The sequence below is a fragment of the Pseudogulbenkiania ferrooxidans 2002 genome (genome assembly GCF_000174355.1).
GTDB classification, from domain to species: domain Bacteria; phylum Pseudomonadota; class Gammaproteobacteria; order Burkholderiales; family Chromobacteriaceae; genus Pseudogulbenkiania; species Pseudogulbenkiania ferrooxidans.
Genome location: NZ_ACIS01000017.1, coordinates 1 through 21,298, shown reverse-complemented (window position 1 = coordinate 21,298; position 21,298 = coordinate 1). Strand labels below are relative to the sequence as shown.

Genomic DNA, 21,298 nt, shown 5'->3' with positions numbered 1-21,298 from the left:
CATGGCTGACGGGTATCGAAGGCGGTGGCGGCGCGATGCGTCAGCGCCGCCGCCGTCTGCAGGTTGGCCGAAGCCCGGTGCGTCCGGTTTTACAGCGGGGCCGAGGCCTCGGCCGGTGTCGGCGCCATCAACTGGTCGATGTCGATATTTTCGTCATCGGACGGTGCCTTCGGCAGATCGGCACCGACCTGCTTGGCGCGTAGCTGCAGGTAGGCATCACGTATGTAGGAGTAGGGGTCGAGGGCCGCTTCGTCCACGGTTTTCTCGAGGCCGAGCAGGCGCGCGCGCGTGTTCACGCCATCGAGTACGGCGCCGGCGGCCAGTTGGGTGTGGGTCTGGAACACCACGCCCGGTTCGGGGCTGGCGGTGTACGTGGCGGCGGTGCCCAGGCCGTCGCGCACGGTGGAGGGTCCCAGGAGCGGCAGCACCAGGTAGCTGCTGTTCTTCCAGCCCCAGCTGGCAAAGGTATCGCCGAGCGTGGTCTTGTTGTTGGCGAGGCCGGCCGGGGTGGCGATGTCGATCAAGCCGAACAGGCCGAAGGTGGAGTTGAGCGCTACCCGCATCACGTCGTTGGTGGTCTTCTGTGCATCGGCGCGCAGAGCGTTGTTGACGGCGCTGTAGGCATCGCGGATGTTGTCGAAGAAGTTGCCGACCGCGATGCGCAGCGGCCGCGGCGTGACGGTGCGGTAGCCCTCGGCGACCGGTTTCACCACGGCGCGGTCGGCGGTGTCGTTGAAGTGGTAGATGGCGCGATTCATCGGCTCGAGCGGGTCGAGCGGTTCGTGGGGATTGGCACAACCGGCCAACGCGATGCTCAGTAGCAGCAGGTGAGCGGTTTTCATGACAGATTCCCGGAAGGGCCTTGCAGCAGTTCGTCGAGTCCGTAGAGGCGGGCCAGGCTCGCCAGCGTGGGGGGCAGGGTGCCGATGCGCAAAACGCGACCGACTTGCCGACCGTGCCGCAACAGCTCCAGCAGCAGTGCCAGCGCCGCCGAGTCGGAGGCGGTGACGCCGGACAGGTCGATCTCCTGTGCCACGCTGTCGTTCAGCTGGCGCTTGAGCTGGGCCAACTGGGCTGCAGCGGAGTCCATGTCGATCTGGCCGGACAGCTGCAGCCGGCCGGAAGCGGCCGTATCGTTCATTACGCCCCCGCACCTTTAGTCATATTGTCGTTCTTGTTGCGCAGTACCTTGATCAGGCCGTCGATGCCGTTCTTGCGGATCTCTTCGTTGAACTGGTTGCGGTACACCGTGACCAGACTGGCGCCCTCGACGCTGACGTTATAGACCTTCCAGCCCTGCGCCGTCTTGTACAGCGTGTAGTCGATCGCCACCGGCTTTTTCTCGCCGTTGCTGGGCAGCGTCACTTCCGACTTCACCGTGGCTTCGCGGCCGTCGTTGGCGAACACGGCGTTCGGCTTGACGTCGACCTGGGCATTCTTGAAGCGCGTCATAGTGGACGAATAGGTGCGCGACAGCAGGCTCTGGAATTGTTGCGTCAATTCGCTCTGCTGCTGCGGGTTGGCGTCGCGCCAGCCGCGGCCGACCGCGAGCGCCGTCATGCGCTGGAAGTCGAACTTCGGCAGCACCAGTTTTTCCACCTGGTCGCGGATCTTGGCTGTGTTCTTGCCGTCGTCCTGCTTGATCAGGTCGAGCACTTCGCGCGAGGTGCCGCGCACCATGTCGACCGGGGAGTCGGCGGCCAGCGCCGGAACGGACAGGCCCAGCAGCATGGCCAGGCTAACGAGCAGTTTTTTCATGATTGTTCACGCTTTATGACAGGTCATGGGTAAGCCGGAGGGAGGGGCGGCCTTACTGCGCGCCACTGCTACCGGCGGGGCTTCCTTCTTTGGCAGCGCCTTTTTCGGCAAAGTTCAGCATGAATTTGCCGATCAGCTGCTCCAGCACCAGCGCCGACGAGGTCAGGTCGATGCGTTCGCCGGGCTTCAGGTTGTCCGGGTCGCCGCCCTGCACCAAGCCGATGTACTGCTCGCCGAGCAGGCCGGAGGTGAGGATTTCGGCGCTGGTATCGCGGCTGAACTGGTAGCGTTTGTCCAGCGACAGCGTCACCTTGGCCAGGTAGCGCTGGGTGTCGAGCTCGATGCTGGCGACGCGGCCGACTACGACGCCGGAAGACTTCACCGGCGCCTTGACCTTGAGGCCGCCGATGTTGTCGAACTCGGCGTACAGCGGGTAGCTGGCTTCGGCGCTCTGCGGGGTCAGGTTGGCCACCTTGAGCGAGAGGAAGGTGACGGCGGCAATGCCGATGGCGACAAAAATGCCGACCCATAAATCAATCGTCGTGCGTTTCATTCGGTTTCTTTTCCTAGAACATGAAGGCGGTCAGCACGAAGTCCAGCGCCAGGATCACCAGGGCGGAGGTGACCACGGTGCGCGTGGTGGCCGAGGAGACGCCGGCCGCGGTCGGCGTGGCGTCGTAGCCTTCGAAAACGGCAATCAGGGTGACGGCGATGCCGAAGAACAGGCTCTTGATCAGGCCGTTGATGACATCGTTGTGCAGGTCCACCGAGTTTTGCATCTGCGACCAGAAGGTGCCTTCGTCGAGTCCGATCAGCTGCACGCCGACGAAATAGCCGCCGAAGATGCCGGTGACGTTGAACAGCGCGGCCAGCACCGGCATCGAGATCACGCCGGCCCAGAAGCGCGGCGCCACCACGCGGGCGATCGGGTTGACCGCCATCACGCTCATGGCGTCGAGCTGTTCGGTGGCCTTCATCAGGCCGATTTCGGCCGTCATCGCGCTGCCCGAGCGGCTGGCGAACAGCAGCGCCGCCAGCACCGGGCCCAGTTCGCGCAGCAGCGACAGCGCCACCAGCGCGCCCAGCGCATCGGCCGAGCCGAAGCGCGACAGCGTGTTGTAGCCCTGCAGGCCCAGCACCATGCCGACGAACAGGCCGGAGACCACGATGATGATCAGCGACAGCACGCCGGCGAAGTACACTTCGCGGATGGTCAGGTTGAGGCGGCGGAAGCTCTGCCCGGATTGCAGCAGGATGGCCAGCAGGAAGCGGCTGGCGAAACCGAGTCGCCAGATGGCGTTGATGGTGACGTGGCCGAGGTGGCGCAACGGGGCGGTGAGGGTTTCAAACATGGCGGACTCCGCTCAGGCCCAGGTCGTCGGCCAGGCTGCGCTGGGCCGGGTAGGCGAAATGCACCGGGCCATCGGCCTCGCCGTGCACGAACTGGTGTACCCACGGCGAGTCGGAGGCGCGGACCTCCTCCGGCGTGCCTTCGGCGACGATGCTGCCGTTGGCGACGAAGTAGACGTGGTCGACGATCTCCAGCGACTTGTGCACGTCGTGGGTGACCATCACCGCGCTGGTGCCGAGCGCGTCGTTGAGTTTCTTGATCAGCAGCGCGATGACGCCGAGCGAGATCGGGTCGAGCCCGGTGAACGGTTCGTCGTAGAGCATGATTTCGGGGTCGAGCGCGATGGCGCGGGCGAGCGCCACGCGGCGCGCCATGCCGCCGGACAGCTCGGCCGGCATCAGTGCCTGGGTGCCGCGCAGGCCGACGGCGTTGAGCTTCATCGTCACCAGGTCGGCGATCATCGATTCCGGCAGCCGGGTATGTTCGCGCAGCGGAAACGCCACGTTGTCGTGCACCGACAAGTCGGTGAACAGGGCGCCGAACTGGAACAGCATGCCCATGCGGCGGCGGTGGGCGTGCAGCTCGCGCGCGTTCATGGTGGCCACGTTCTGGCCGTCGACCAGCACTTCGCCTCGCTGGGCGCGGTATTGGCCGGAGATCAGGCGCAGCAGCGTGGTTTTGCCGCTGCCGCTGCCGCCCATGATGGCGACCAGTTTGCCGCGCGGAATGCGCAGATTGATGTCTTTCAGGACCGGTCGGTCGGTGTAGCCGAAGCTGACCTGCCTGAATTCGATGAATGAATCGTCTTGGGACACGGAGGTTCCGGTTGCGTCTTTATCAGGAAGCAAGAGCGTATGAGCCCTTATCGGGCGATTGACGGATTTTATCCTGTTGTGCTGGGCGCGCCAAATCCGACCGATGGAACAGTCTGTTCTGTTGCGGTGCACACAACGGTTTCGGGGGTTTCGGGCTCGCCCGGCAAACAAAACAGCCCGGCGGAACCGGGCTGTCTGTCGGGTGCGGTCCGGCTCAGACGCCGCGCAGCAGGTCGTTGATGCTGGTCTTGCTGCGGGTCTGGGCGTCGACCTTCTTCACGATCACGGCGCAGTACAGGCTGTGGCTGCCGTCCTTGGAGGGCAGGTTGCCGGACACCACCACCGAGCCCGGCGGAATGCGGCCGTAGCTGACTTCGCCGGTTTCGCGGTCGTAGATCTTGGTGGACTGGCCGATGTAGACGCCCATCGAGATCACCGAGCCTTCGCCGACGATGACGCCTTCGACCACTTCGGAACGGGCGCCGATGAAGCAGTTGTCTTCGATGATGGTCGGGTTGGCTTGCAGCGGCTCGAGTACGCCGCCGATGCCGACGCCGCCGGACAGGTGCACGTTCTTGCCGATCTGGGCGCAGGAGCCGACGGTGGCCCAGGTGTCGACCATGGTGCCTTCATCGACGTAGGCGCCGATGTTGACGTAGGACGGCATCAGCACGGTGTTCTTGGCGATGAACGAGCCCTTGCGCGCCACGGCGCCCGGCACCACGCGGAAGCCGGCCTGCTGGAAGCGCTCCTGGTTCCAGTCGGCGAACTTGGTGTCGACCTTGTCGAAGTAGCGCGACACGCCGTCGTCCAGCACGGCGTTGTCGCGGATGCGGAACGACAGCAGCACGGCCTTCTTCACCCACTGGTTGACGACCCAGTCGCCGTCGATCTTGTCGGCGACGCGCAGGCGGCCGGCGTCCAGTTCGTCGATGACCTGGCCGATGGCGGCCTTCAGTTCGGCGGAAACGGTGGCGGGGGTGATCTCGGCGCGCTTTTCGAACGCGTCTTCGATCAGGGTCTGGATCGGGTGCATGTGGTTCAGTCCTTGTGCAAGATGGATGGTGGTCATTGTAGTGGTTTCCGGTTCAGGCGTGGCGTCGGGCAAAGCGGACCAGGCGCTCGGCGGCCTCGACGCAGTCGGCCAGCGGCGCCACCAGGGCGATGCGGATGTAGCCGGCGCCGGGATTGACGCCGTGGGCGTCGCGAGCGAGCAAGGAGCCGGGCAGCACGGTGACGTGTTCTTCGGCGAACAGGACGCGGGCGAAGGCCTGGTCGTCGCCGCCGGGCACGCGTGCCCACAGGTAGAAGCTGGCATCCGGCAGGCTGACAGCGAAGGCTTCGGCCAACTTGGCGTGAACCGCCGCGAATTTGGCGCCATACGCCGCGCGGTTGGCCTCGACGTGCTCTTCGTCGTTCCAGGCGGCGACGCTGGCGGCCTGGATGGTCGGGCTCATGGCGCCGCCGTGGTAGGTGCGGTAGAGCAGGAAGCTTTCCAGCAGCGCGGCGTCGCCGGCGACGAAGCCGGAGCGCAGGCCGGGCGCGTTGGAGCGCTTGGACAGGCTGGTGAACATCACCAGGCGGCTAAAATCGCGGCCGAGTTGCTGGGCGGCCTGCAGCCCGCCCAGCGGCGGCTGGCCGAAGTGGATCTCGGAGTAGCATTCGTCCGAGGCGATGACGAAGCCGTAACGGTCGGACAGCTCGAACAGCCGGCGCCAGTCTTCCAGGTTCATCACCGCGCCGGTGGGGTTGCCCGGGCTGCACACGAAGACCAGCTGGGTGCGCTGCCATACCGCCTCGGGCACCGCAGCCCAGTCGGGCTGGAAGCGGTTTTCGGCGAGGCAGTTGACGTAGTACGGCTCGGCGCCGGCCAACAGCGCCGCGCCTTCGTAGATCTGGTAGAACGGGTTGGGCGAGATCACCACCGGCTTCTGTGCGCCGGAGGCGTCGATCACGGTCTGCACGAAGGCGAACAGCGCCTCGCGGCTGCCGTTTACCGGCAGCACTTCGCGCAGCGGGTCGAGCGTGAGGCCGTAGCGGCGCTCGGCCCAGGCGGCGCAGGCCGCGCGCAGGGCGTCGGAACCCAGCGTGGCGGGGTAGCTCGCCAAGCCGTCGAGCGCATCGACCAGGGCCTGCTTCACCACGTCCGGGGTCGGGTGCTTGGGTTCGCCGATCGACAGGTTGACGTGGGGCAGCCCGGCCGGCGGCGTCACCCTGCCAGCAGCGACCGCAGCCGCTGGAAGGGGTAGGGCTGCAGAAGGGCAAGATTCGGATTCACTTTGGGCTCCCGGCGCGACGACAAAGCGGCCATTTTAATGGAGATCGGTGCGGTTGGTGCAAAACAAACGCCGCTGCCGGGGAGGCGGCCTGCTACGCTCCCGCTCCGCAGGAGGTCCGGCTGATCGCGCGCAAGAACATCGAAGCCATCGTTTCCCGGCAACGGAAGAAACCGTGACGGACAAGGCCGGCTACGTGCTGACCCGCTGCTCCGGCCACGCGGCGCGCCGCGTTCCCGGCGACCATCCGGGTCCGGGGCACGGCAAGGGGTAGGGCACCGGCTGTCGGTCTGCCTGGTGCAGTCCATGGCGTTGCCGGCGCCGGCATCATGATAAAAGCCGGGCCCCATCATGGGGTCCGGCTTTTTTTCGGGCTTCGGCCAACCCCGCTTCAGTAGTGCGGCGGGATCTCGTGCCCGCCCGGCGCGTCGTTGCCGGGCTGGTTGCTGCGCAGCTGCTGATACAGCACGCGGATCTGTTCCTGCAGCAGATCGATCTGTTGCTGCTGGCGCGTCACGGCGAGGTTGAGCGCGTCGAGCAGGTCGTCCTGGAAGGCCACTTTGACTTCGAGGTCGGTGAGGCGGGAGTCGTCCATGCGGTGTCCTTGGGTGGCGACGGGGTAGGGAGCGCGATTTTACCGCATTCGTGCCGCGCTCCGCTCATTCCCGACTGGCCGTTTCCCACGCGCCGTCGGCGTGCCGCGTCACGCCCTCGGTGGTGGCGAACTGGTGCCGCATCGCGGCGATCACGGTGTCGCGCAGGTAGCGGTGCAGCGGGTGGCGGTCGTTGCGGCGGTGCCAGACCAGGCCGACGGTAATGCGCGCCTCGCCCGGTAACGGCGCGCAGGCCAGCTCCGGGGTGGTGCTGAACAGGCCGCGGTAGATCGCCGGCTGGATCGACATCAGCGGCGCCTGGGCGACGATGTGGCCGATCGCCAGCAGGCTGGCCGACAGCACCTGCACGCGGCGTTCCAGGCCGTGCGCCGCGAACAGGTGGTCGACCACCCCGGCGGCGGTGCCGCGGTAGCTGCTGACGACGTGGTCGCAGGAGGCCAGGTCGGCGAGCGTGGCGGGCTCCGGCAGCGGCAGCTGGCGTCGCGAGTGCACGCTGATGAAGTCGGATTTGAACAGCCGCAGCCGGCTGTGCCAGTCGCGCAGCGCCAGCGGCGCGGCGGTGATCAGAAGATCCACCTCGTCGTGGTCGAGCGCGGCCAGCTGCTGGTCGGTCTCCAGCAGTTGCGAGCGCAGCCGCACGCCGGGCGCATCGCGGCGCAGCGTGGCGATCAGCGCCGGGTAGAGCAGCGCCTCCATGCCGTCCGGCGCCGCCAGGCGGAAGGTGGCGTGCGCCGCGGCCGGGTCGAACGCGTCGGCGCGGAACAGGAACTGCTGCGCCTGTTCCAGCCAGGCGCGGACCTGCGGCGCCAGTTCGCACGCGCGTGGGGTGGGCTCCATCCGGCTGCCGCTGCGCACGAACAGCGGGTCGTCCAGCAACTGGCGCAGCCGTGCCAGCGCGTGGCTCATCGCCGGCTGTCCGAGAAAGAGGCGGGCGGCGGCGCGGCTGACGTGGCGCTCCTGCATCAGCGCGTCGAACGCCACCAGCAGGTTGAGGTCGAGGCGGCGCAGCGCGTCGTGGCTAAAATCGATTTGGTTCATGATTTGTATGCCGTTAATCGATTTCCATGATAGTACGGCCGCTGCCGATAATGGGGTTTTGCCTCGCCGTTGCTGGTGCCGTCATGCCGTCTGCCGCCCTCATCGCCCCGCGTTACTCGTTGCACCACGTCGCCATCGCCGTGATCGTGCTGCTGGAATACCTGCAGAGCGTGATGGTGGCGTTCGGCTCGGCCGCCATCCGCCACGGCGTGCAGGCCTCGCCGCCGCAGTTCAGCCTGGCCGCCGCCTGCTACGCGGCGGTGGCGGTGCTGATGATCCTGAGCCACCGCTGGTGGGTGCAGCGGCTGGGCTACCGCACCCTGCTGCGGCTGTCGCTGTGGGTGTTCGGCGCCGGCGCCGTGCTGTGCGCGCTGGCGCCCAACGCCGGCACTTTCATCGCCGCGCGCATGGTGCAGGCGCTGGGCGGGGCGGCGTTCTTCACCGCGTCGCGGGTGCAGATCCTGCATTACCAGGGGCCGGCGCGCCTGCCGGCGCTGCTGTTCCTGCCCTTCGGCATCATGCTGGGCTCCGGCCTGGCGCCGATCCTGGCCGGGGCGCTGCTGGCCGCCTTCGACTGGCATGCGCTGTTCTGGGCGATGCTGCCGCTGGTGTGGCTGGTGGACGGGGTGGTGCGCCATGCCGTGCCGGAGCACGAGCCGGTGGAGAACGAGCGGCTGGACCAGGCGCATCCGTGGGGCATGCTGCTGCTGGCGGGCGGGGTGTTCCTGCTGCAGTTCGTGCTGGAGCGCGCCCGTTTCGAGCGGTGGACGAGCGGTCCGCTGTTGTGGGGCGGTGGGCTGCTGGCCCTGGCGCTGCTGGTGCTGCATTGGCGGCACGAGTGGCAGCGCTCCACGCCGCTGGTGCCCTACCGTCATTTCACCAGCGAGCGTTACCTGTGGGGCATGGCGGTGTACGGCTTCGGCTACCTGGTGGTGTCGTCGTGCAGCTACGTGCTGCCGCTGTTCCTGGCGCAGGGGCTCGGGCTGAGCCTGGCGCAATGCGGCTGGCTGCTGGGGCTGACCGGGCTGGCCGCGATGCCGTTCGCCGTGCTGCACCTGAAGCTGATGCTGCGCTGGCCCCATCTGCGCCGGTTCCTGCTCGTCGGCACCGTGCTGCTGGCGGCCTTCGCCTGGCTGATGGCACGGCAGCAGCCGGCGACGACGGGGTGGCCGCTGTGGCTGGCGGTGTTCCTGCTCAACGGAGTGTTCATGCCGTTCCTGCTCGGCACCGCGGCGGCCAGCACCTTCAGCCAGGTGGAAGAGCGGGTGTTCAGCCACGCCTACCAGGTCAAGAACGCGATGCGCGAGGTGGCCAACGCCGTCGGCCTGCTGCTGGGCACCGTGTTGCTGCAGCAGCGCAGCGCGCTGCACGCCGTGCGCGCGCCGGAGCTGGCATCCGGCCAGCTGATGTTGCTGGCCGGGCAGGATTTCTTCCGGGGGCTACTGCTGGTGGCGCTGATGGTGGGGCTGCTGCTGCAACTGCAGCGCCGCTTCGTGTAGGTCCGGCCGGCGCGCCGGTGCGCGCGGCCGTGTGCCTGCTGTATAACCGAGCCGGCTTACGCCCCCAGCTGGGCGGCAAACTGCTCGGGGATCGCCGGACGGCCGCGCTCGTTGATGGCGGTGCCGATGATCAGCCCTTCCAGCACCACCTTCTGGTCCGCCTGGCGGATCACCTGCTGGCGGAAGCCGAAGCGCACCTTGGACACCGGCTCGAACGCCACCGTCACCGTGAACTGGTCGCCGCTGGTCAGCGACGCCTTGTAGTCCAGTTCCGAGCGCACCACCACCAGGTTGATGTTCTGGCGCGCCAGTTCGGCAAAATCGATGCCTTTTTCCAGCAGAAACTCGTGGCGGGCATGCTCCAGGTAGTTGAAGTACACCCCGTTGTTCACGATGCCCTGCATATCGCATTCGTAATCGCGCACCTTGAATTCAACGGCAAAAACAGACATCGGCTAGCTCCAGATCGGGGTTTGACAGGTGGCCGGCACACGGCTGCCGGCGCGTTGGCAGGCAGGCTGGTCGGCGTGGGCCATGGGGCGGGGAGTGTAACGCATGTGGGTGCCGCCCGGGGGAGTGCCACGCGGTGCGGTGGCGGCAGCCTAACCCTGCGGCCGCAGCGCCTTGATCACGTAGAGGTCGAAGCGGGTGGACTTGCCCTCCAGCACCGCCGACGGCTTCACGCCCTCGATCACCGGGCCGCGCTGCGGCCGCTTCACCACCACCCGCACCGTGGCGGCGGCGATGGCGGCCTGCAGCAGCGCGGCACTGTCGAGGTCGTCGCCGATCACCTGCTGAAACGCCTGCATGCCTTTCTTGGCGGCGGCGCTTTTCTTGTCGGTGTCGGGGAACATCGGATCGACGAACACCACCTGCGGCCGTTCCGCCTCGGGCCGTTCGGCCTGTGCCGCCAGCCACTGGATGGCGTCGGCGTGCACCAGCGTCATGCGCCGCGCGATGTCCATGGTGTCGAGGTCGACGCTGGCGCGCTCCAGCGCGTCGAACAGCAAGGCCGCCGCCACCGGCGAGCGTTCCAGCAGCGTCACTTCGCAGCCCAGGCTGGCCAGCACGAAGCTGTCGCCGCCGAGGCCGGCGGTGGCGTCGACCACGCGCGGCAATTCCTTAGCGCCCTTCAGCCCGATCGCCTTGGCCACCGGCTGGCCGCGCCCGCCACCCTGCTCGCGGCGGTGCTTGGCCGCGCCCTCGACGAACTCGGCGTATACCGCGCCGTGTTTGCCGCTGGTGAGCAGCTCCAGCCGTTCCGGCCCCAGCTCCAGCCAGTAGCCGGATTCGGGGCGTCGGGTGACCAGCGGCAGCGCGAAGCGCTCGGCAAGACGATGGGCGGTGTCGCGGCGCGCCGGCTCGGCGCAGTACAGCGGGGTGGGGTTCATGGACGGTTTCCGGGGAACGACGCGGCGAAGATACGGCAAGGCGCGATCAGCGGCAACCGCGTGGCCTTAGCGTTTCCATGCCAAAAACATAAAATGGCGCAATGCTCCCGATCGCAGCCTTCTGCGCCGGCATCACGCTGTGCGCCTTCCTCCCTGAACTGCCCGACGCTCGCTGGCTATGGCCGGCGCTGGCGGGGGCCGCCGTGCTGGCCTGGCGCCTCGACAGCCGTCGTCGCCAGGCCGCGCTGTGGCTGGTATGCGCCCTGGCCGGGCTCGGCTATGCCGGCTGGCGTGCCGAACTCAGGTTGGCCGAAGCGCTGGCGCCGTCGTGGGAAGGGCGGCCGGTGGAATTCGTCGCCGTGGTGCGCGGCCTGCCCGACCCGGGCGACTACGGCGTGCGGCTGAACGCCGAGGTGGAGCAGGTGCTGACGCCGGGCGCGCGCCTGCCGTCCCGGGTGCAGCTGAGCGATTTCCGCGGTGGCGACTGGCCGGCTGGCAGCCGCTGGCGGCTCACGGCACGTTTCAAGGCGCGCCACGGCACGGCCAACCCGTTCGGTTTCGACGGCGAGGCGTGGATGTGGTCGGAAGGGCTGCTGGCCAGCGGCTCGATCGGCAAGGGCGCCCAGCGGCTGGAGGACGCTCAGGATGCACTGGCGCGCATCGACCGCCTGCGCGCCGCCGTGCAGGCCCGCATCCAGCGGGTGCTGGGCGACACGCGCGAGGCGGCGCTGATCGGCGCGCTCACCGTCGGCGCGCAGCAGGCCATCGCGCGTGAGGAGTGGCAGCGCTTTGCGCGCACCGGCCTGACCCACCTGGTCTCGATCTCCGGCCTGCACATCACCATGGTCGCCGGACTGGCCGCAGCGCTGGCGGCCGGCTGGTTGCGTCTTCGGCCAACCTTGCGTGTGCCGCCGCGGCTGGTGATCGCCGCCGTCACCGTGCTGGCGGCGCTGGCCTACGCGCTCTTGGCCGGTTTCTCGGTGCCGACCCAGCGCACCCTGTTCATGCTTGCCGGCGCGGCCTGCCTGCTGGTCTCGCGCCGCGCCTACACGCCGTTCCAGGTGTGGTGGCTGGCGCTGGCCGTGGTGCTGCTGATCGATCCCTTCGCGGTGCTGGCGCCCGGGCTGTGGCTGTCGTTCGGCCTGGTGGCGGCGTTGATGGCCGCGACGCTGGCGCGCCGCCGCCCGCCCGGCAAACTGCGGGCGGCGCTGGCCGGGCAATGGGCCGCGCTGGTGATGTCGCTGCTGCCGCTGGCGCTGTTTTTCGGCAGCCTGCCGCTGGTGTCGCCGCTCGCTAACGCCGTGGCCATTCCCTACATCTCGGCCTTGCTCACCCCGCTCGCGCTGCTGGCGGTGGCGCTGCCGTTCGACGCCTTGTTGCACCTGACCGCCAGCTTGGCCGAAGGCTTCTTCTACGGGGTGGACCGGCTCGCGCTGCTGCCGTCGTGGTCTCTCCCCGGGCTGCCGTGGCCGCTGCTGGCGCTCGGCGCGGTGGGGTCGCTGTGGCTGATCGCGCCACGCGGCGTGCCGTTGCGGGGATTCGGCGCGCTGCTGCTGGCCCCGGCGCTGCTCTACAGCCCGCCGCGGCCGGCGCAGGGGACGCTGCGGGTGCAGGTGTTCGACGTCGGTCAGGGCTTGTCGGTGCTGCTGCAGACCGCGCGCCACGACCTGCTGTACGACACCGGGCCGGGGCAGGCCGAGCGCGTGCTGCTGCCGCAGCTGGCCGGCCTCGGCGTGCGGCGGCTCGACGCCCTGATGCTGTCGCACCACGACAGCGATCACGACGCTGCCGCGGCTGGCCTGTTGGCCGCCGTGCCGGTGACGCGGGTCTGGGCCGGTCAGCCCGCATCGCTGGCGGGGCAGCGCGACGATGCCGTGCCCTGCACGCCGGGGCAGAGCTGGGCCTGGGACGGGATTCGCTTCGACGTGCTGTGGCCTCCGGCCGGGCTGGCGGGGGAGGACAACGTCCACAGTTGCGTGCTGCGCGTGGCGACCCTGACCCGGGCGGTGCTGCTGACCGGCGACATTGGGCGGCGCGAGGAAGAGGCGTTGGCGGCGCGCTATGGCCGGGCGCTGGCCAGCGAGGTGTTACTGGCCCCGCATCACGGCAGCCGCGGGGCCTCGGGGGAGGCGCTGCTGCAGGCGGTGGAGCCGCACTGGGGCGTGTTCAGCGCGGGCTATCGCAACCGCTACCGCCATCCGCACCCGCAGACGCTGGCGCGCTACCGGGCGCAGGGGGCGGAGGTGCTGCGCACCGACCAGCTCGGGGCACTGCAGATCGACCTGGGGGAGGCGCTCGCCATCGGCGCGTTCCGGCGCCAGGCGCCGCGTTACTGGAGGGTGCGTGCGGAGGCCGGGGACGACGAGGTCACAGCCGCAGCCGGGCGATGACCTGGTTGCCGTCCCCGCAGTATTCGAGGTGGTCGAACGAACTCAATTTGGCCAGCAGGATGCCGCGGCCGTGCGGGCGCAGCAGCGCCGCCGGGCCGGCGTTGAGGATGGATTGCCAGTCGAAGCCCCGGCCCTGGTCGGAAACGGTGAAGGTGATGTCCTCGGCGCTGCGGCGAAAGCGCACGCTGACCTGACGCTGGGCGTAGGCCGGGTCGGACAGCCGGGCCTGCAGCGCGCTGTCCCAGCTCTCCTCGGCCAGCAGGCGCTGCTTGTCCTGGAAACCGAACCCCAGATTGCCGTGTTCGACGGCGTTGGCGATCAGCTCGTAGAGGCCGCTGGCGACCCGTTCCGGCACCGGGCAGGCGCGCGCCAGCAACGCCGTCACGGCGTGCGCCTCCTGCAGTGTGCGCAGGGTGAATTCGGCCTCCTGCAGCATCATCATGGTGCCTTCCTGATGCAGGCCCATTTCGCGGAAATAGAGCTGGCGGTCCCAGTGGTCGACCGCCGCCTTGACCACCGCCAGCAGCATGTCGCGCGAGAACGGCTTGTTGAGGAAGAAGAAAGCGCCGGCGCTCATGCCCTGCTGGATGCTGCCGGGCGAACCGAAGGCGGACTGGATGATCACCGGCAGGCTCTCCATGTCCGGGCTTTCCTTGATGCGGGCCAGCAGTTCCATGCCGTTCAGGCCGGGCATCATCTTGTCCAGCAGCACGGCGCAGAAGCGTTCGTGCTCGGCCTCGAGGCGGGCCCAGGCCTCCTCGCCGCTGTCGGCCTGCACCGTCTTGTAGCCGTCGCTTTCCAGCAGTTCGCTCATCAGTTCGAGACTGAACGGCTCGTCGTCAACCAAGAGTAGCGTGTGTTCCATCATGCTCCGTTCCGAGTGGGGCGGGCCTGGGCCAGCGTGGCAGGATGAAGCGGAAAATGGCGCCGCCGCCGTCGGCGTTCCCGGCGCTGATCTCGCCGTCGTGGGCGAGCACGATTTCGCGGCAAATGGACAGGCCGAGCCCGCTGCCGCCGGCGCCGGTCTTGGTGGCGCTGCCCTGCACGAATTTGTCGAAGATCGGCTCCCGTTCGTCGTCGGCAATGCCCGGCCCCTGGTCGGTCACCGCCACCTCGACCCGGTCGATGCCGTCGGCGTCGGCGCGGGGGGCGACATGCACCGTGATGACGCCGCCTGGCGGGCTGACCTTGATGGCATTGGCAAGCAGGTTGCGCATCACCTGGCCGATGCGCAGCGGGTCGAATACCGCCGGCAGCGTCAGGCTGTCCGCTTTCAGTATAATGTCGACGCCATTTTTTGCTGCCATCGGCAGCATTTCATCCCGTGCCTCGTACACACAGCGCAGCAGGTCCTGCGGCATCATCTGGAATTCCATGCGCTTCACTTCCATCTTGGCCAGGTCCAGCAGGTCGTTCAGCAGTGTCAGCAGACGCTTGCCGCTGCGGTGGATGCGCTCGAAATAGTGCTGCTGCTTGGGGGTGTTGTCGCTGGCGCTGCGCCGCTCCCCCATTTCGGCAAAGCCCAGGATGGCGTGCAGCGGGGTGCGCAGTTCGTGTGACATATTGGCCAGGAATTCGGTCTTGGCGCGGCTGGTGTCCTCGGCCAGGGTCTTGGCCTCGCGCAAAGCGGCCTCGGTGGCGCGTTGCGCCGAGATGTCCTGGAAGATCCATACCGACCCCAGCCCCGGCAGGGCCGGATCGAGCGCCTTGCCGTAGAGCTGGCACCACAGGGCGCCGCCGTCGCCGTCGCGCAGGCGGAGGTCCTGCTGGCATACCTGCCCCTGCGACAGCACGCCGTACAGCAGTCGCACCAGCCGCTGCCATTGCTCAATAGACTCGAAGATCTGCGTGGTCGGCTGCTCCACGACGTCGCCGGCGGGCAGCCGGAACAGCTCCAGGAAGGCGCGGTTGACCTGCTTGAAACGGTGGTCGGCGACGTAGGCCATGGCGAGCGGGCTGGCGTCCAGCAGCGCGGCGAGCTGCTGGCGCTGCTGTTCCACCTGGCCCTCCAGGGTGTTCTTCAGCGCCAGCAGGGCCGCCTCCTGCTCCTTGCGCTGCCGGATGTTGCGGCAGACCAGCAGAAAGCAGGTGTCGTCGGGCTGGTCGACCTGGCTCAGCGTCAGCTCCACCGGCAGGCGGCTGCCATCCTCGCAGCGCAGCTGCGCCTCGAACGGCGCGCCGGCGTGTTCGGCCGCGATCTGGCCGAACGGCCGGTGGCGCTCCGGGTCGACCCAGTCGGGGAACAGGCTCGCCAGCGGCCGATGAGGCAGGCACTCGTCGTGCCGCCCGATCAGCCGCGCCGCCGCGGCGTTGGCGGCGCGCACCGTGCCGTCGCTTTCCAGCAGCAGGATGGCGTCGGAACTGGCTTCCAGAATGGCGCGCTGGCGCGCCTCGCTGTCGGCCAGCGCCTGCTCGGCGCGGCGGTGCTCGTCCAACTGGCGGTGCAGCGAACGGTTGCTTTCCATCAGTTGGTCATGCTTCACCAGCAGGGCGTGGCGGAACTGCAGGTTGCTGTGGCCGAGGCGGTAGAGGTAAATCAGCAGGCACAGCGCCCCGGCCGCCGACAGCATCAGGACCAGCAGATCGTGGTCCTGCAGCGCCAGCGCCGGGTCCCTCTGGGCGAACACCGCATACTGCAGCGTTATGCCGCCCAGGGTGAGGGTGCGTGCCTGCAGCGGGGCGGAGGTGGGCAGGGGATGGCCGGGGTGGCTGTCGAGAAAGGGTGTGCCGGGCTGCTGTTCCTGCCAGGCCACCAGCCGCAGCTGGCTGACGGGGGCCGTTCCATCCGTCAGCGGTGAGTTCAGCAGCGCCGACGGGTTGAGTCGCAGCAGCAGCACGCGCGTCTGCTGTGGCAGCGGGCTGACGATGTCCAGCCGCGGCGGCGATGCCGGCTGGGCCGCCGTCACGTGCAGCCGCGGGCGCTGGGTGTTGAGCGCGCTCTCGAAGGTCGGCATCCAGTCGGCGCGGGCCCCCAGGTCGACGCCGATGCGTTGCTGGCTGCCCGGCGTGCCGGCCAGCAACAGCCGTACGTAGTAGAACGGGCGGGGCGGGGCGGGGGGCTGCTGGCCGCCGGCGCGGTCGCGGATGGGCTGACCGAGCCGCGCCTCCAGCGCCGGACGCTGTGCCGCGGTGATGCGCTCCACCAGCGCCACCTCGGTATAGCCGGCGTCTTGCTGGCGCAGCGTCCCCAGCCACTCGTCGAGCCCGGCCGGGGAGATGTCATGGTTGGTCTGCAGCGCCAGCAGGCGGGCGTGGTCGAGCCTGGCCTGCAGCTGCCAAGCCACGGCCTGCAGCCAGACCCGGCCGCTGGCCTGATCGTGCTCGAGCTGCTGTTGACGGCGGCTGTCGGCCAGCAGCCAGGCTTCGCCGCAGAGCAGCAGCATCAGCAGCAGGCCGGTAAGGAGGACAAGGCGGGGCGGGGTGATCCGGCGCATGTCCGTTGCCCTGGGTCAGCGTGAATTCAGATGCTGGTAGAGCCGTTCGAATTCCTGCGACACCTTGTGGCGGGCGTCGAAGAACACCATCGGCTGGGCCGCCTGATGCGATTCGCGAATCTTCACCGAGGCCGACAGCGGCGCATCCAGCACCGGCAGGCCTTCCTGTTTCAACTCGGCGACCAGCCGCACCGGCAGGCTGGCGCGCGGCTGGAACTGGTTCACCACGATGCCCTCGATGTGCAGCTCGGGGTTGTGATCGGCGCGGATTTCGTCGGTGTTGCCCATCAGGTTGTACAGCGCCTGGCGCGAGAAGGCATCGCAGTCGAACGGGATCAGGCAGCGGTCGGCGGCGATCAGCGCCGAGCGGGTGTAGAAGTTCAAGGCGGGCGGGGTATCGATCCAGATCTCGTCATAGTCGGCGGCGAGCTGGTCGAGTGCCTCCTTCAGCTTGAACATCTTGTAGCGCGATTCCAGCTTGCCCATCAGCTCGGACAGTTCCGGGTGCGAGGGCATCAGCGACAGGCCGGGAAACGGTGTCGGCACCACGAACTCCTGCGGCGTTTTGCCGAACAGGCTGATGTTGAGCATCTGCTGGAAGAAGTCGGCCAGCGTCGGCGCGCCGTCGGCCGCCGTGCCGCCCAGCAGGTAGTGGCTGGCGTTGCCTTGCGGATCGAGGTCGATCACCAGCACGCGGCGACCGGCGCGGGCCGCCACGGCGGCGAGGTTGACGGCGATGGTGGATTTGCCCACCCCGCCTTTCTGGTTGAAGACGACACGGCGTATGGCGCCCATGGCTAATCCTTGTTCGGAGCCGGGCGGGTGCGCCGTCGGCCGCTCAGAGGGGCTGAGCGCCACCGCAAACAAACAGCATTTGCTGGTAGCTGGCCGAATTCTGCACCACCGGCATCGGTTTTATCTGGCTGTCATTATAGAGGTAGCTGGCGACGAGACGGCTGTTTTCGTCGAACAGGGTGACACTGGTCAGACGGAAGGTCCGGCTCGTACAGTCGATCTGCCAGGTATTGATCGAATACTTGTGGCGCGGTGTCGACAGGAAGTTTTCCTTCTTCATGTTGAAGATGGTCTTCTTGTCGCGGAAGGTTACCACGGAACCCTGGCGGCGCAGCGACAGCTTGTCGATCTCGTTCAGGATATTGCCGTTGGGCGAGACGCCGAGGTTGTGCCAGTCGGCATTGGCTTGCTGCGGCGCGCTCGGCGTCGGCTGCGGGCGCAGTTGGGCCGGCTTGCGGGGGGGCGCGGACGGGGTGCTGGCGCAGGCGGTCAGCAGGGCGGCCGTCACGGTCAGCAGGGACACACGGTAAAACATGGGGAACCTCCGGATATACCCCGGCAGTGTCGCACAGCGTGTGCGCTTCGGCCAACCGGCGACGCCGGCGGGAACTTCGCCGCCGGGGCTGCGTCTCATCCCCGGCATTAGCATTTCCTCTGCATTGTGATATTGCCCCTTAAAGGCCACGTCCCCGGTGGCCTTCTTTTTTGCCCGTCCGGCGCGCGACGCGGCCCGGAGCATGCCGTACAATGGCGCCTTCTTCCGATTCTTGCCCCTCATGCCGGACGCCCACGCCCTACTCCAGACCGTTTTCGGCTACCCCGCCTTCCGCGGCGAGCAGGCCGAGATCGTCGCCCACGTCGGCGGCGGCGGCAACGCGCTGGTGCTGATGCCCACCGGTGGCGGCAAGTCGCTGTGTTACCAGATCCCGGCGCTGCTGCGCGAGGGCGTCGCCATCGTGGTGTCGCCGCTGATCGCGCTGATGCAGGATCAGGTGGCGACGCTGTCCGAGCTGGGGGTGGCCGCGGCCTGCCTCAACTCCGCCACCGCGCCCGACGAGGCGCGCGACATCGTGCGCCAGGCGCGTGCCGGCACGCTCGACCTGCTCTACGTCGCGCCCGAGCGGCTGCTGACGCCGCGTTTCCTGGAGCTCCTGAACGATCTCCGCATCGCGCTGTTCGCCATCGACGAGGCGCACTGCGTCAGCCACTGGGGGCACGACTTCCGCCCCGAATACCAGCAGCTCGGCATCCTGGCCGAGCGCTTTCCGGCGGTGCCGCGCATCGCGCTGACCGCCACCGCCGACGAGCAGACCCGCGCCGACATTCTGCACTACCTGAGGTTGGCCGAAGCCCGCGTGTTCCTGTCGAGCTTCGACCGCCCCAACCTGTTCTACCAGGTGGTGGAAAAGCACAACGCCAAGAAGCAGCTGCTGGCGTTTATCCAGCAGGACTATCCCGGCGCCTCCGGCATCGTCTATTGCCTGTCCAGGAAGCGCGTCGAAGACACCGCTCAATGGTTGGTCGAAAACGGCATCCGCGCCCTGCCGTACCACGCCGGGCTCGGACACGAGGTGCGCGACCGCCACCAGCGCGAATTCCTGCGCGAGGACGGCGTGGTGATGGTCGCCACGGTGGCCTTCGGCATGGGCATCGACAAGCCCGACGTGCGCTTCGTCGCCCACATCGACCTGCCCAAGAGCCCGGAAAACTTCTACCAGGAATCCGGCCGCGCCGGCCGCGACGGCCTGCCCGCCGCCAGCTGGCTGTGCTACGGACTCAACGACATGGTGCAGCTGACGCAGATGATCGAAGGCTCGGAGATGGCGGTGCTGCAAAAGCAGGTCGAACTGTCCAAGCTCGACGCCATGCTCGCCTTCTGCGAAACCGCCGCCTGCCGCCGTCAGCACATCCTGGCCCACTTCAGCGAACAGAGCGCCCCCTGCGGCCACTGCGACAACTGCCTCAATCCGCCGGTCACCTTCGACGCCACGCTGCCGGTTCAGAAACTGCTGTCGTGCATCTACCGCGTCGAGCAGCGCTTTGCCGCCAGCCACGTCATCGACGTGCTGCTCGGGCGCGCCAACCAGAGCGTCACCGCCTTCGGCCACGACCAGCTCTCCACCTTCGGCATCGGGCGCGAGCTCAACCAGCGTGGCTGGCGCTCGATCATCCGTCAGCTGGTGGCCAAGAAGCTGCTGCAGGTCGACATCGCGCGCGGCCAGTCGCTGGTGTTTGGCGACGGCTGCCGCGCCATCCTCAAGGGCGAGCAGAAGGTCTACCTGCGCCCGCTCGCCGACGACAAGAAGAGCCGCAGCGCCAACACCGACCGCTGGCTGCGCACCGAGCGCGAGGAGCGGCTGTGGCAGATGCTGCGGCGCTGGCGCAAAAGCATGGCCGACGAGCACAACGTGCCGGCCTACGCCGTGTTCTCCGACAAGACGCTGCGCGAACTGGTGGAGAAGCGCCCCGCCAGCCGCGTCGAGATCGGCCGCGTCTACGGCCTGGGGGAACTCAAGCTGGCGCGTTACGGCGACGCCCTGCTCGCCATCCTCAACGAGGCGTCGCAGAGCGACGACTGATTCCAGTACACTTGAAGCCTGCATCCTGGCCATTGGCTTTACAATTCCGGAGAACCCAACATGCCCGTCAACCTGAACCCCGTTAAGCCCGAACAGCTCGCCGCCATCGCCGGCGTCGAACTCGGCGTGGCCGAAGCCGGCATCAAGAAGGCCGACCGCAAGGACGTGCTGGTGATCCGCCTCGACAAGGGCAACACCGTCGCCGGCGTGTTCACGCAGAACCGTTTCTGCGCCGCTCCGGTGCAGATCAGCAAGGCCCACCTCGACGCCGGCGTGCAAATCCGCGCGCTGGTGATCAACACCGGCAACGCCAACGCCGGCACCGGCGAAGACGGCCGCCAGCGCGCGCTCGCCGTCTGCCAGGCACTGGCCACCGAACTCGACTGCGCCGTGGAGCAGATCCTGCCGTTCTCCACCGGCGTCATCCTCGAGCCGCTGCCGGCCGACAAGATCATCGCCGCGCTGCCCAAGCGCCGCAGCGCCAACTGGGCCGAGGCCGCCGAAGCGATCATGACCACCGACACCGCCCCCAAGGCCACCAGCCGCGCGCTGGACATCGACGGCCACAAGGTGTCGATCACCGGCATTTCCAAGGGCGCCGGCATGATCCACCCCAACATGGCCACCATGCTCGGCTTCATCGCCACCGACGCCGCCATCACCCGGCCGATGGTCAACCAGCTGGTCAAGGAAGTCGCCGACCTCACCTTCAACTGCATCTCGATCGACGGCGACACCTCCACCAACGACAGCTTCATGCTGATCTCCACCGGCCAAAGCGGCGCGCCGCTGATCGACTCGCCCAACCAGCCGGCCTACGCCCAGCTCAAGGCCGCCCTGCTCGACGTCGCCACCGAACTGGCCCAGGCCATCGTGCGCGACGGCGAGGGCGCCACCAAGTTCATCACCATCAAGGTCGAAGGCGGCCGTTCCGTCGCCGAATGCAAGGCCGTCGCCTACGCCATCGCCAAGTCGCCGCTGGTCAAGACCGCCTTCTTCGCCTCCGACCCCAACCTGGGCCGTCTGCTGTGCGCGGTCGGCTACGCCGGCGTCAACGACCTCGACGTCGACCGCATGGCGCTCTACCTCGACGACGTGCTGGTGGCCTGCAACGGCGGGCGCAATCCGGAGTACAAGGAAGAAGACGGCCAGCGCGTGATGCAGCAGTCCGAGATCGGCGTGCGTGTCGAGCTCAACCGCGGCCAGGCCAGCGCCACCGTCTGGACCTGCGACTTCTCCTACGACTACGTGCGCATCAACGCCGACTACCGCAGCTGAACGTGGTCCAGGTTGGCCGAAGCCCGGCCTACCCGCCAGAAAGGGCATTCACCCTGAAAAAGCCGGCAAAAACGCCGGCA

Annotated in this window: 19 protein-coding genes and 1 pseudogene; 4 read left to right on the top strand and 16 right to left on the bottom strand. The window is 68.1% G+C overall.

The genetic code is table 11. From position 1 onward, the window contains the following. Positions 1 to 89: 89 nt before the first annotated feature. From FURADRAFT_RS19595 to FURADRAFT_RS19550, 10 genes and pseudogenes are all read right to left on the bottom strand, one after another. On the bottom strand, positions 90 to 842 hold the full coding sequence (locus tag FURADRAFT_RS19595) for an MlaA family lipoprotein (RefSeq protein WP_008955910.1): 753 nt from the start codon (positions 840 to 842) through the stop codon (positions 90 to 92). Beyond that, on the bottom strand, positions 839 to 1,141 hold the full coding sequence (locus tag FURADRAFT_RS19590; protein WP_008955909.1) for an STAS domain-containing protein: 303 nt from the start codon (positions 1,139 to 1,141) through the stop codon (positions 839 to 841). Before FURADRAFT_RS19590 ends, FURADRAFT_RS19595 begins: the two co-directional genes overlap by 4 nt. Then, complete coding sequence (locus tag FURADRAFT_RS19585) at positions 1,141 to 1,758, bottom strand: MlaC/ttg2D family ABC transporter substrate-binding protein (protein WP_008955908.1); 618 nt, start codon at positions 1,756 to 1,758, stop codon at positions 1,141 to 1,143. The genes FURADRAFT_RS19590 and FURADRAFT_RS19585 overlap by 1 nt, the downstream gene beginning before the upstream one ends. Positions 1,759 to 1,810: 52 nt before the next feature. Then, positions 1,811 to 2,311, bottom strand: a complete 501-nt coding sequence (gene mlaD / locus FURADRAFT_RS19580) for an outer membrane lipid asymmetry maintenance protein MlaD (RefSeq protein ID WP_008955907.1) — start codon at positions 2,309 to 2,311, stop codon at positions 1,811 to 1,813. Positions 2,312 to 2,324: 13 nt separating this feature from the next. Then, positions 2,325 to 3,110, bottom strand: coding sequence for a lipid asymmetry maintenance ABC transporter permease subunit MlaE (gene mlaE / locus FURADRAFT_RS19575; protein ID WP_008955906.1), 786 nt, complete (start codon positions 3,108 to 3,110; stop codon positions 2,325 to 2,327). Then, a complete protein-coding gene (locus FURADRAFT_RS19570) occupies positions 3,103 to 3,924 on the bottom strand; it encodes an ABC transporter ATP-binding protein (RefSeq protein WP_008955905.1) in 822 nt (273 codons plus the stop codon). Before FURADRAFT_RS19570 ends, mlaE begins: the two co-directional genes overlap by 8 nt. 214 nt (positions 3,925 to 4,138) lie before the next feature. Further along, complete coding sequence (gene dapD, locus FURADRAFT_RS19565) at positions 4,139 to 4,960, bottom strand: 2,3,4,5-tetrahydropyridine-2,6-dicarboxylate N-succinyltransferase (protein WP_008955904.1); 822 nt, start codon at positions 4,958 to 4,960, stop codon at positions 4,139 to 4,141. A gap of 52 nt (positions 4,961 to 5,012) precedes the next feature. Next, a pseudogene (gene dapC, locus FURADRAFT_RS19560) lies at positions 5,013 to 6,202 on the bottom strand (succinyldiaminopimelate transaminase). Positions 6,203 to 6,591: 389 nt separating this feature from the next. Next, complete coding sequence (locus FURADRAFT_RS19555) at positions 6,592 to 6,795, bottom strand: SlyX family protein (protein WP_008955902.1); 204 nt, start codon at positions 6,793 to 6,795, stop codon at positions 6,592 to 6,594. 64 nt (positions 6,796 to 6,859) lie between these two features. Continuing rightward, a complete protein-coding gene (locus FURADRAFT_RS19550; RefSeq protein ID WP_008955901.1) occupies positions 6,860 to 7,852 on the bottom strand; it encodes a LysR family transcriptional regulator in 993 nt (330 codons plus the stop codon). 83 nt (positions 7,853 to 7,935) lie between these two features. On the opposite strand from FURADRAFT_RS19550, the gene FURADRAFT_RS19545 reads away from it, so the two are divergent. Continuing rightward, positions 7,936 to 9,351, top strand: a complete 1,416-nt coding sequence (locus tag FURADRAFT_RS19545) for an MFS transporter (RefSeq protein ID WP_008955900.1) — start codon at positions 7,936 to 7,938, stop codon at positions 9,349 to 9,351. A gap of 56 nt (positions 9,352 to 9,407) precedes the next feature. On the opposite strand, the gene FURADRAFT_RS19540 is transcribed toward FURADRAFT_RS19545, so the two are convergent. Both FURADRAFT_RS19540 and FURADRAFT_RS19535 read right to left on the bottom strand, forming a co-directional pair. Continuing rightward, positions 9,408 to 9,803, bottom strand: a complete 396-nt coding sequence (locus FURADRAFT_RS19540; protein WP_008955899.1) for an acyl-CoA thioesterase — start codon at positions 9,801 to 9,803, stop codon at positions 9,408 to 9,410. 150 nt (positions 9,804 to 9,953) lie between these two features. After that, complete coding sequence (locus FURADRAFT_RS19535; protein WP_008955898.1) at positions 9,954 to 10,742, bottom strand: class I SAM-dependent methyltransferase; 789 nt, start codon at positions 10,740 to 10,742, stop codon at positions 9,954 to 9,956. A gap of 101 nt (positions 10,743 to 10,843) precedes the next feature. On the opposite strand from FURADRAFT_RS19535, the gene FURADRAFT_RS19530 reads away from it, so the two are divergent. Continuing rightward, positions 10,844 to 13,132 (top strand): DNA internalization-related competence protein ComEC/Rec2, encoded by a 2,289-nt coding sequence (locus tag FURADRAFT_RS19530; protein ID WP_008955897.1) that lies wholly within the window; start codon positions 10,844 to 10,846, stop codon positions 13,130 to 13,132. Here FURADRAFT_RS19530 and FURADRAFT_RS19525 read toward each other — a convergent pair. Genes FURADRAFT_RS19525 through FURADRAFT_RS19510 form a run of 4 tightly spaced genes read right to left on the bottom strand, consistent with a single transcriptional unit; the run spans position 13,110 to position 17,896 of the window. Continuing rightward, complete coding sequence (locus tag FURADRAFT_RS19525) at positions 13,110 to 14,000, bottom strand: response regulator (RefSeq protein ID WP_008955896.1); 891 nt, start codon at positions 13,998 to 14,000, stop codon at positions 13,110 to 13,112. The genes FURADRAFT_RS19530 and FURADRAFT_RS19525 overlap by 23 nt on opposite strands. Beyond that, the gene (locus tag FURADRAFT_RS19520; RefSeq protein WP_008955895.1) at positions 13,972 to 16,566 is read right to left on the bottom strand and encodes a sensor histidine kinase; all 2,595 of its coding nucleotides are present in this window, start codon (positions 16,564 to 16,566) and stop codon (positions 13,972 to 13,974) included. The genes FURADRAFT_RS19525 and FURADRAFT_RS19520 overlap by 29 nt, the downstream gene beginning before the upstream one ends. Positions 16,567 to 16,581: 15 nt before the next feature. Further along, positions 16,582 to 17,361, bottom strand: coding sequence for a ParA family protein (locus tag FURADRAFT_RS19515; RefSeq protein WP_008955894.1), 780 nt, complete (start codon positions 17,359 to 17,361; stop codon positions 16,582 to 16,584). A gap of 43 nt (positions 17,362 to 17,404) precedes the next feature. Further along, positions 17,405 to 17,896, bottom strand: a complete 492-nt coding sequence (locus FURADRAFT_RS19510; protein WP_008955893.1) for a surface-adhesin E family protein — start codon at positions 17,894 to 17,896, stop codon at positions 17,405 to 17,407. Between the two features lie 241 nt (positions 17,897 to 18,137). Here FURADRAFT_RS19510 and recQ point away from each other — a divergent pair, with 241 nt between their 5' ends. Together recQ and argJ are read left to right on the top strand one after the other, a co-directional pair. Further along, positions 18,138 to 19,940 (top strand): DNA helicase RecQ, encoded by a 1,803-nt coding sequence (recQ, locus tag FURADRAFT_RS19505; RefSeq protein WP_040653346.1) that lies wholly within the window; start codon positions 18,138 to 18,140, stop codon positions 19,938 to 19,940. A 60-nt stretch (positions 19,941 to 20,000) separates the two neighbouring features. After that, positions 20,001 to 21,218 carry a bifunctional glutamate N-acetyltransferase/amino-acid acetyltransferase ArgJ gene (argJ, locus tag FURADRAFT_RS19500; RefSeq protein WP_008955891.1) on the top strand — a complete coding sequence of 406 codons (1,218 nt, stop codon included), beginning with the start codon at positions 20,001 to 20,003 and terminating at the stop codon, positions 21,216 to 21,218. The last annotated feature ends 80 nt before the right edge of the window (positions 21,219 to 21,298 follow it).

Coding starts and splice junctions, on each gene's coding strand:
- FURADRAFT_RS19535 (WP_008955898.1), bottom strand. CDS start 10,742: ATGAACCCCACCCCGCTGTACTGCGCCGAGCCGGCGCGCCGCGACACC.
- FURADRAFT_RS19550 (WP_008955901.1), bottom strand. CDS start 7,852: ATGAACCAAATCGATTTTAGCCACGACGCGCTGCGCCGCCTCGACCTC.
- FURADRAFT_RS19590 (WP_008955909.1), bottom strand. CDS start 1,141: ATGAACGATACGGCCGCTTCCGGCCGGCTGCAGCTGTCCGGCCAGATC.
- FURADRAFT_RS19510 (WP_008955893.1), bottom strand. CDS start 17,896: ATGTTTTACCGTGTGTCCCTGCTGACCGTGACGGCCGCCCTGCTGACC.
- FURADRAFT_RS19530 (WP_008955897.1), top strand. CDS start 10,844: ATGCTCCCGATCGCAGCCTTCTGCGCCGGCATCACGCTGTGCGCCTTC.
- FURADRAFT_RS19540 (WP_008955899.1), bottom strand. CDS start 9,803: ATGTCTGTTTTTGCCGTTGAATTCAAGGTGCGCGATTACGAATGCGAT.
- argJ (WP_008955891.1), top strand. CDS start 20,001: ATGCCCGTCAACCTGAACCCCGTTAAGCCCGAACAGCTCGCCGCCATC.
- FURADRAFT_RS19555 (WP_008955902.1), bottom strand. CDS start 6,795: ATGGACGACTCCCGCCTCACCGACCTCGAAGTCAAAGTGGCCTTCCAG.
- recQ (WP_040653346.1), top strand. CDS start 18,138: ATGCCGGACGCCCACGCCCTACTCCAGACCGTTTTCGGCTACCCCGCC.
- FURADRAFT_RS19520 (WP_008955895.1), bottom strand. CDS start 16,566: ATGCGCCGGATCACCCCGCCCCGCCTTGTCCTCCTTACCGGCCTGCTG.
- dapD (WP_008955904.1), bottom strand. CDS start 4,960: ATGCACCCGATCCAGACCCTGATCGAAGACGCGTTCGAAAAGCGCGCC.
- mlaD (WP_008955907.1), bottom strand. CDS start 2,311: ATGAAACGCACGACGATTGATTTATGGGTCGGCATTTTTGTCGCCATC.
- FURADRAFT_RS19525 (WP_008955896.1), bottom strand. CDS start 14,000: ATGATGGAACACACGCTACTCTTGGTTGACGACGAGCCGTTCAGTCTC.
- FURADRAFT_RS19545 (WP_008955900.1), top strand. CDS start 7,936: ATGCCGTCTGCCGCCCTCATCGCCCCGCGTTACTCGTTGCACCACGTC.
- FURADRAFT_RS19515 (WP_008955894.1), bottom strand. CDS start 17,361: ATGGGCGCCATACGCCGTGTCGTCTTCAACCAGAAAGGCGGGGTGGGC.
- FURADRAFT_RS19595 (WP_008955910.1), bottom strand. CDS start 842: ATGAAAACCGCTCACCTGCTGCTACTGAGCATCGCGTTGGCCGGTTGT.
- mlaE (WP_008955906.1), bottom strand. CDS start 3,110: ATGTTTGAAACCCTCACCGCCCCGTTGCGCCACCTCGGCCACGTCACC.
- FURADRAFT_RS19585 (WP_008955908.1), bottom strand. CDS start 1,758: ATGAAAAAACTGCTCGTTAGCCTGGCCATGCTGCTGGGCCTGTCCGTT.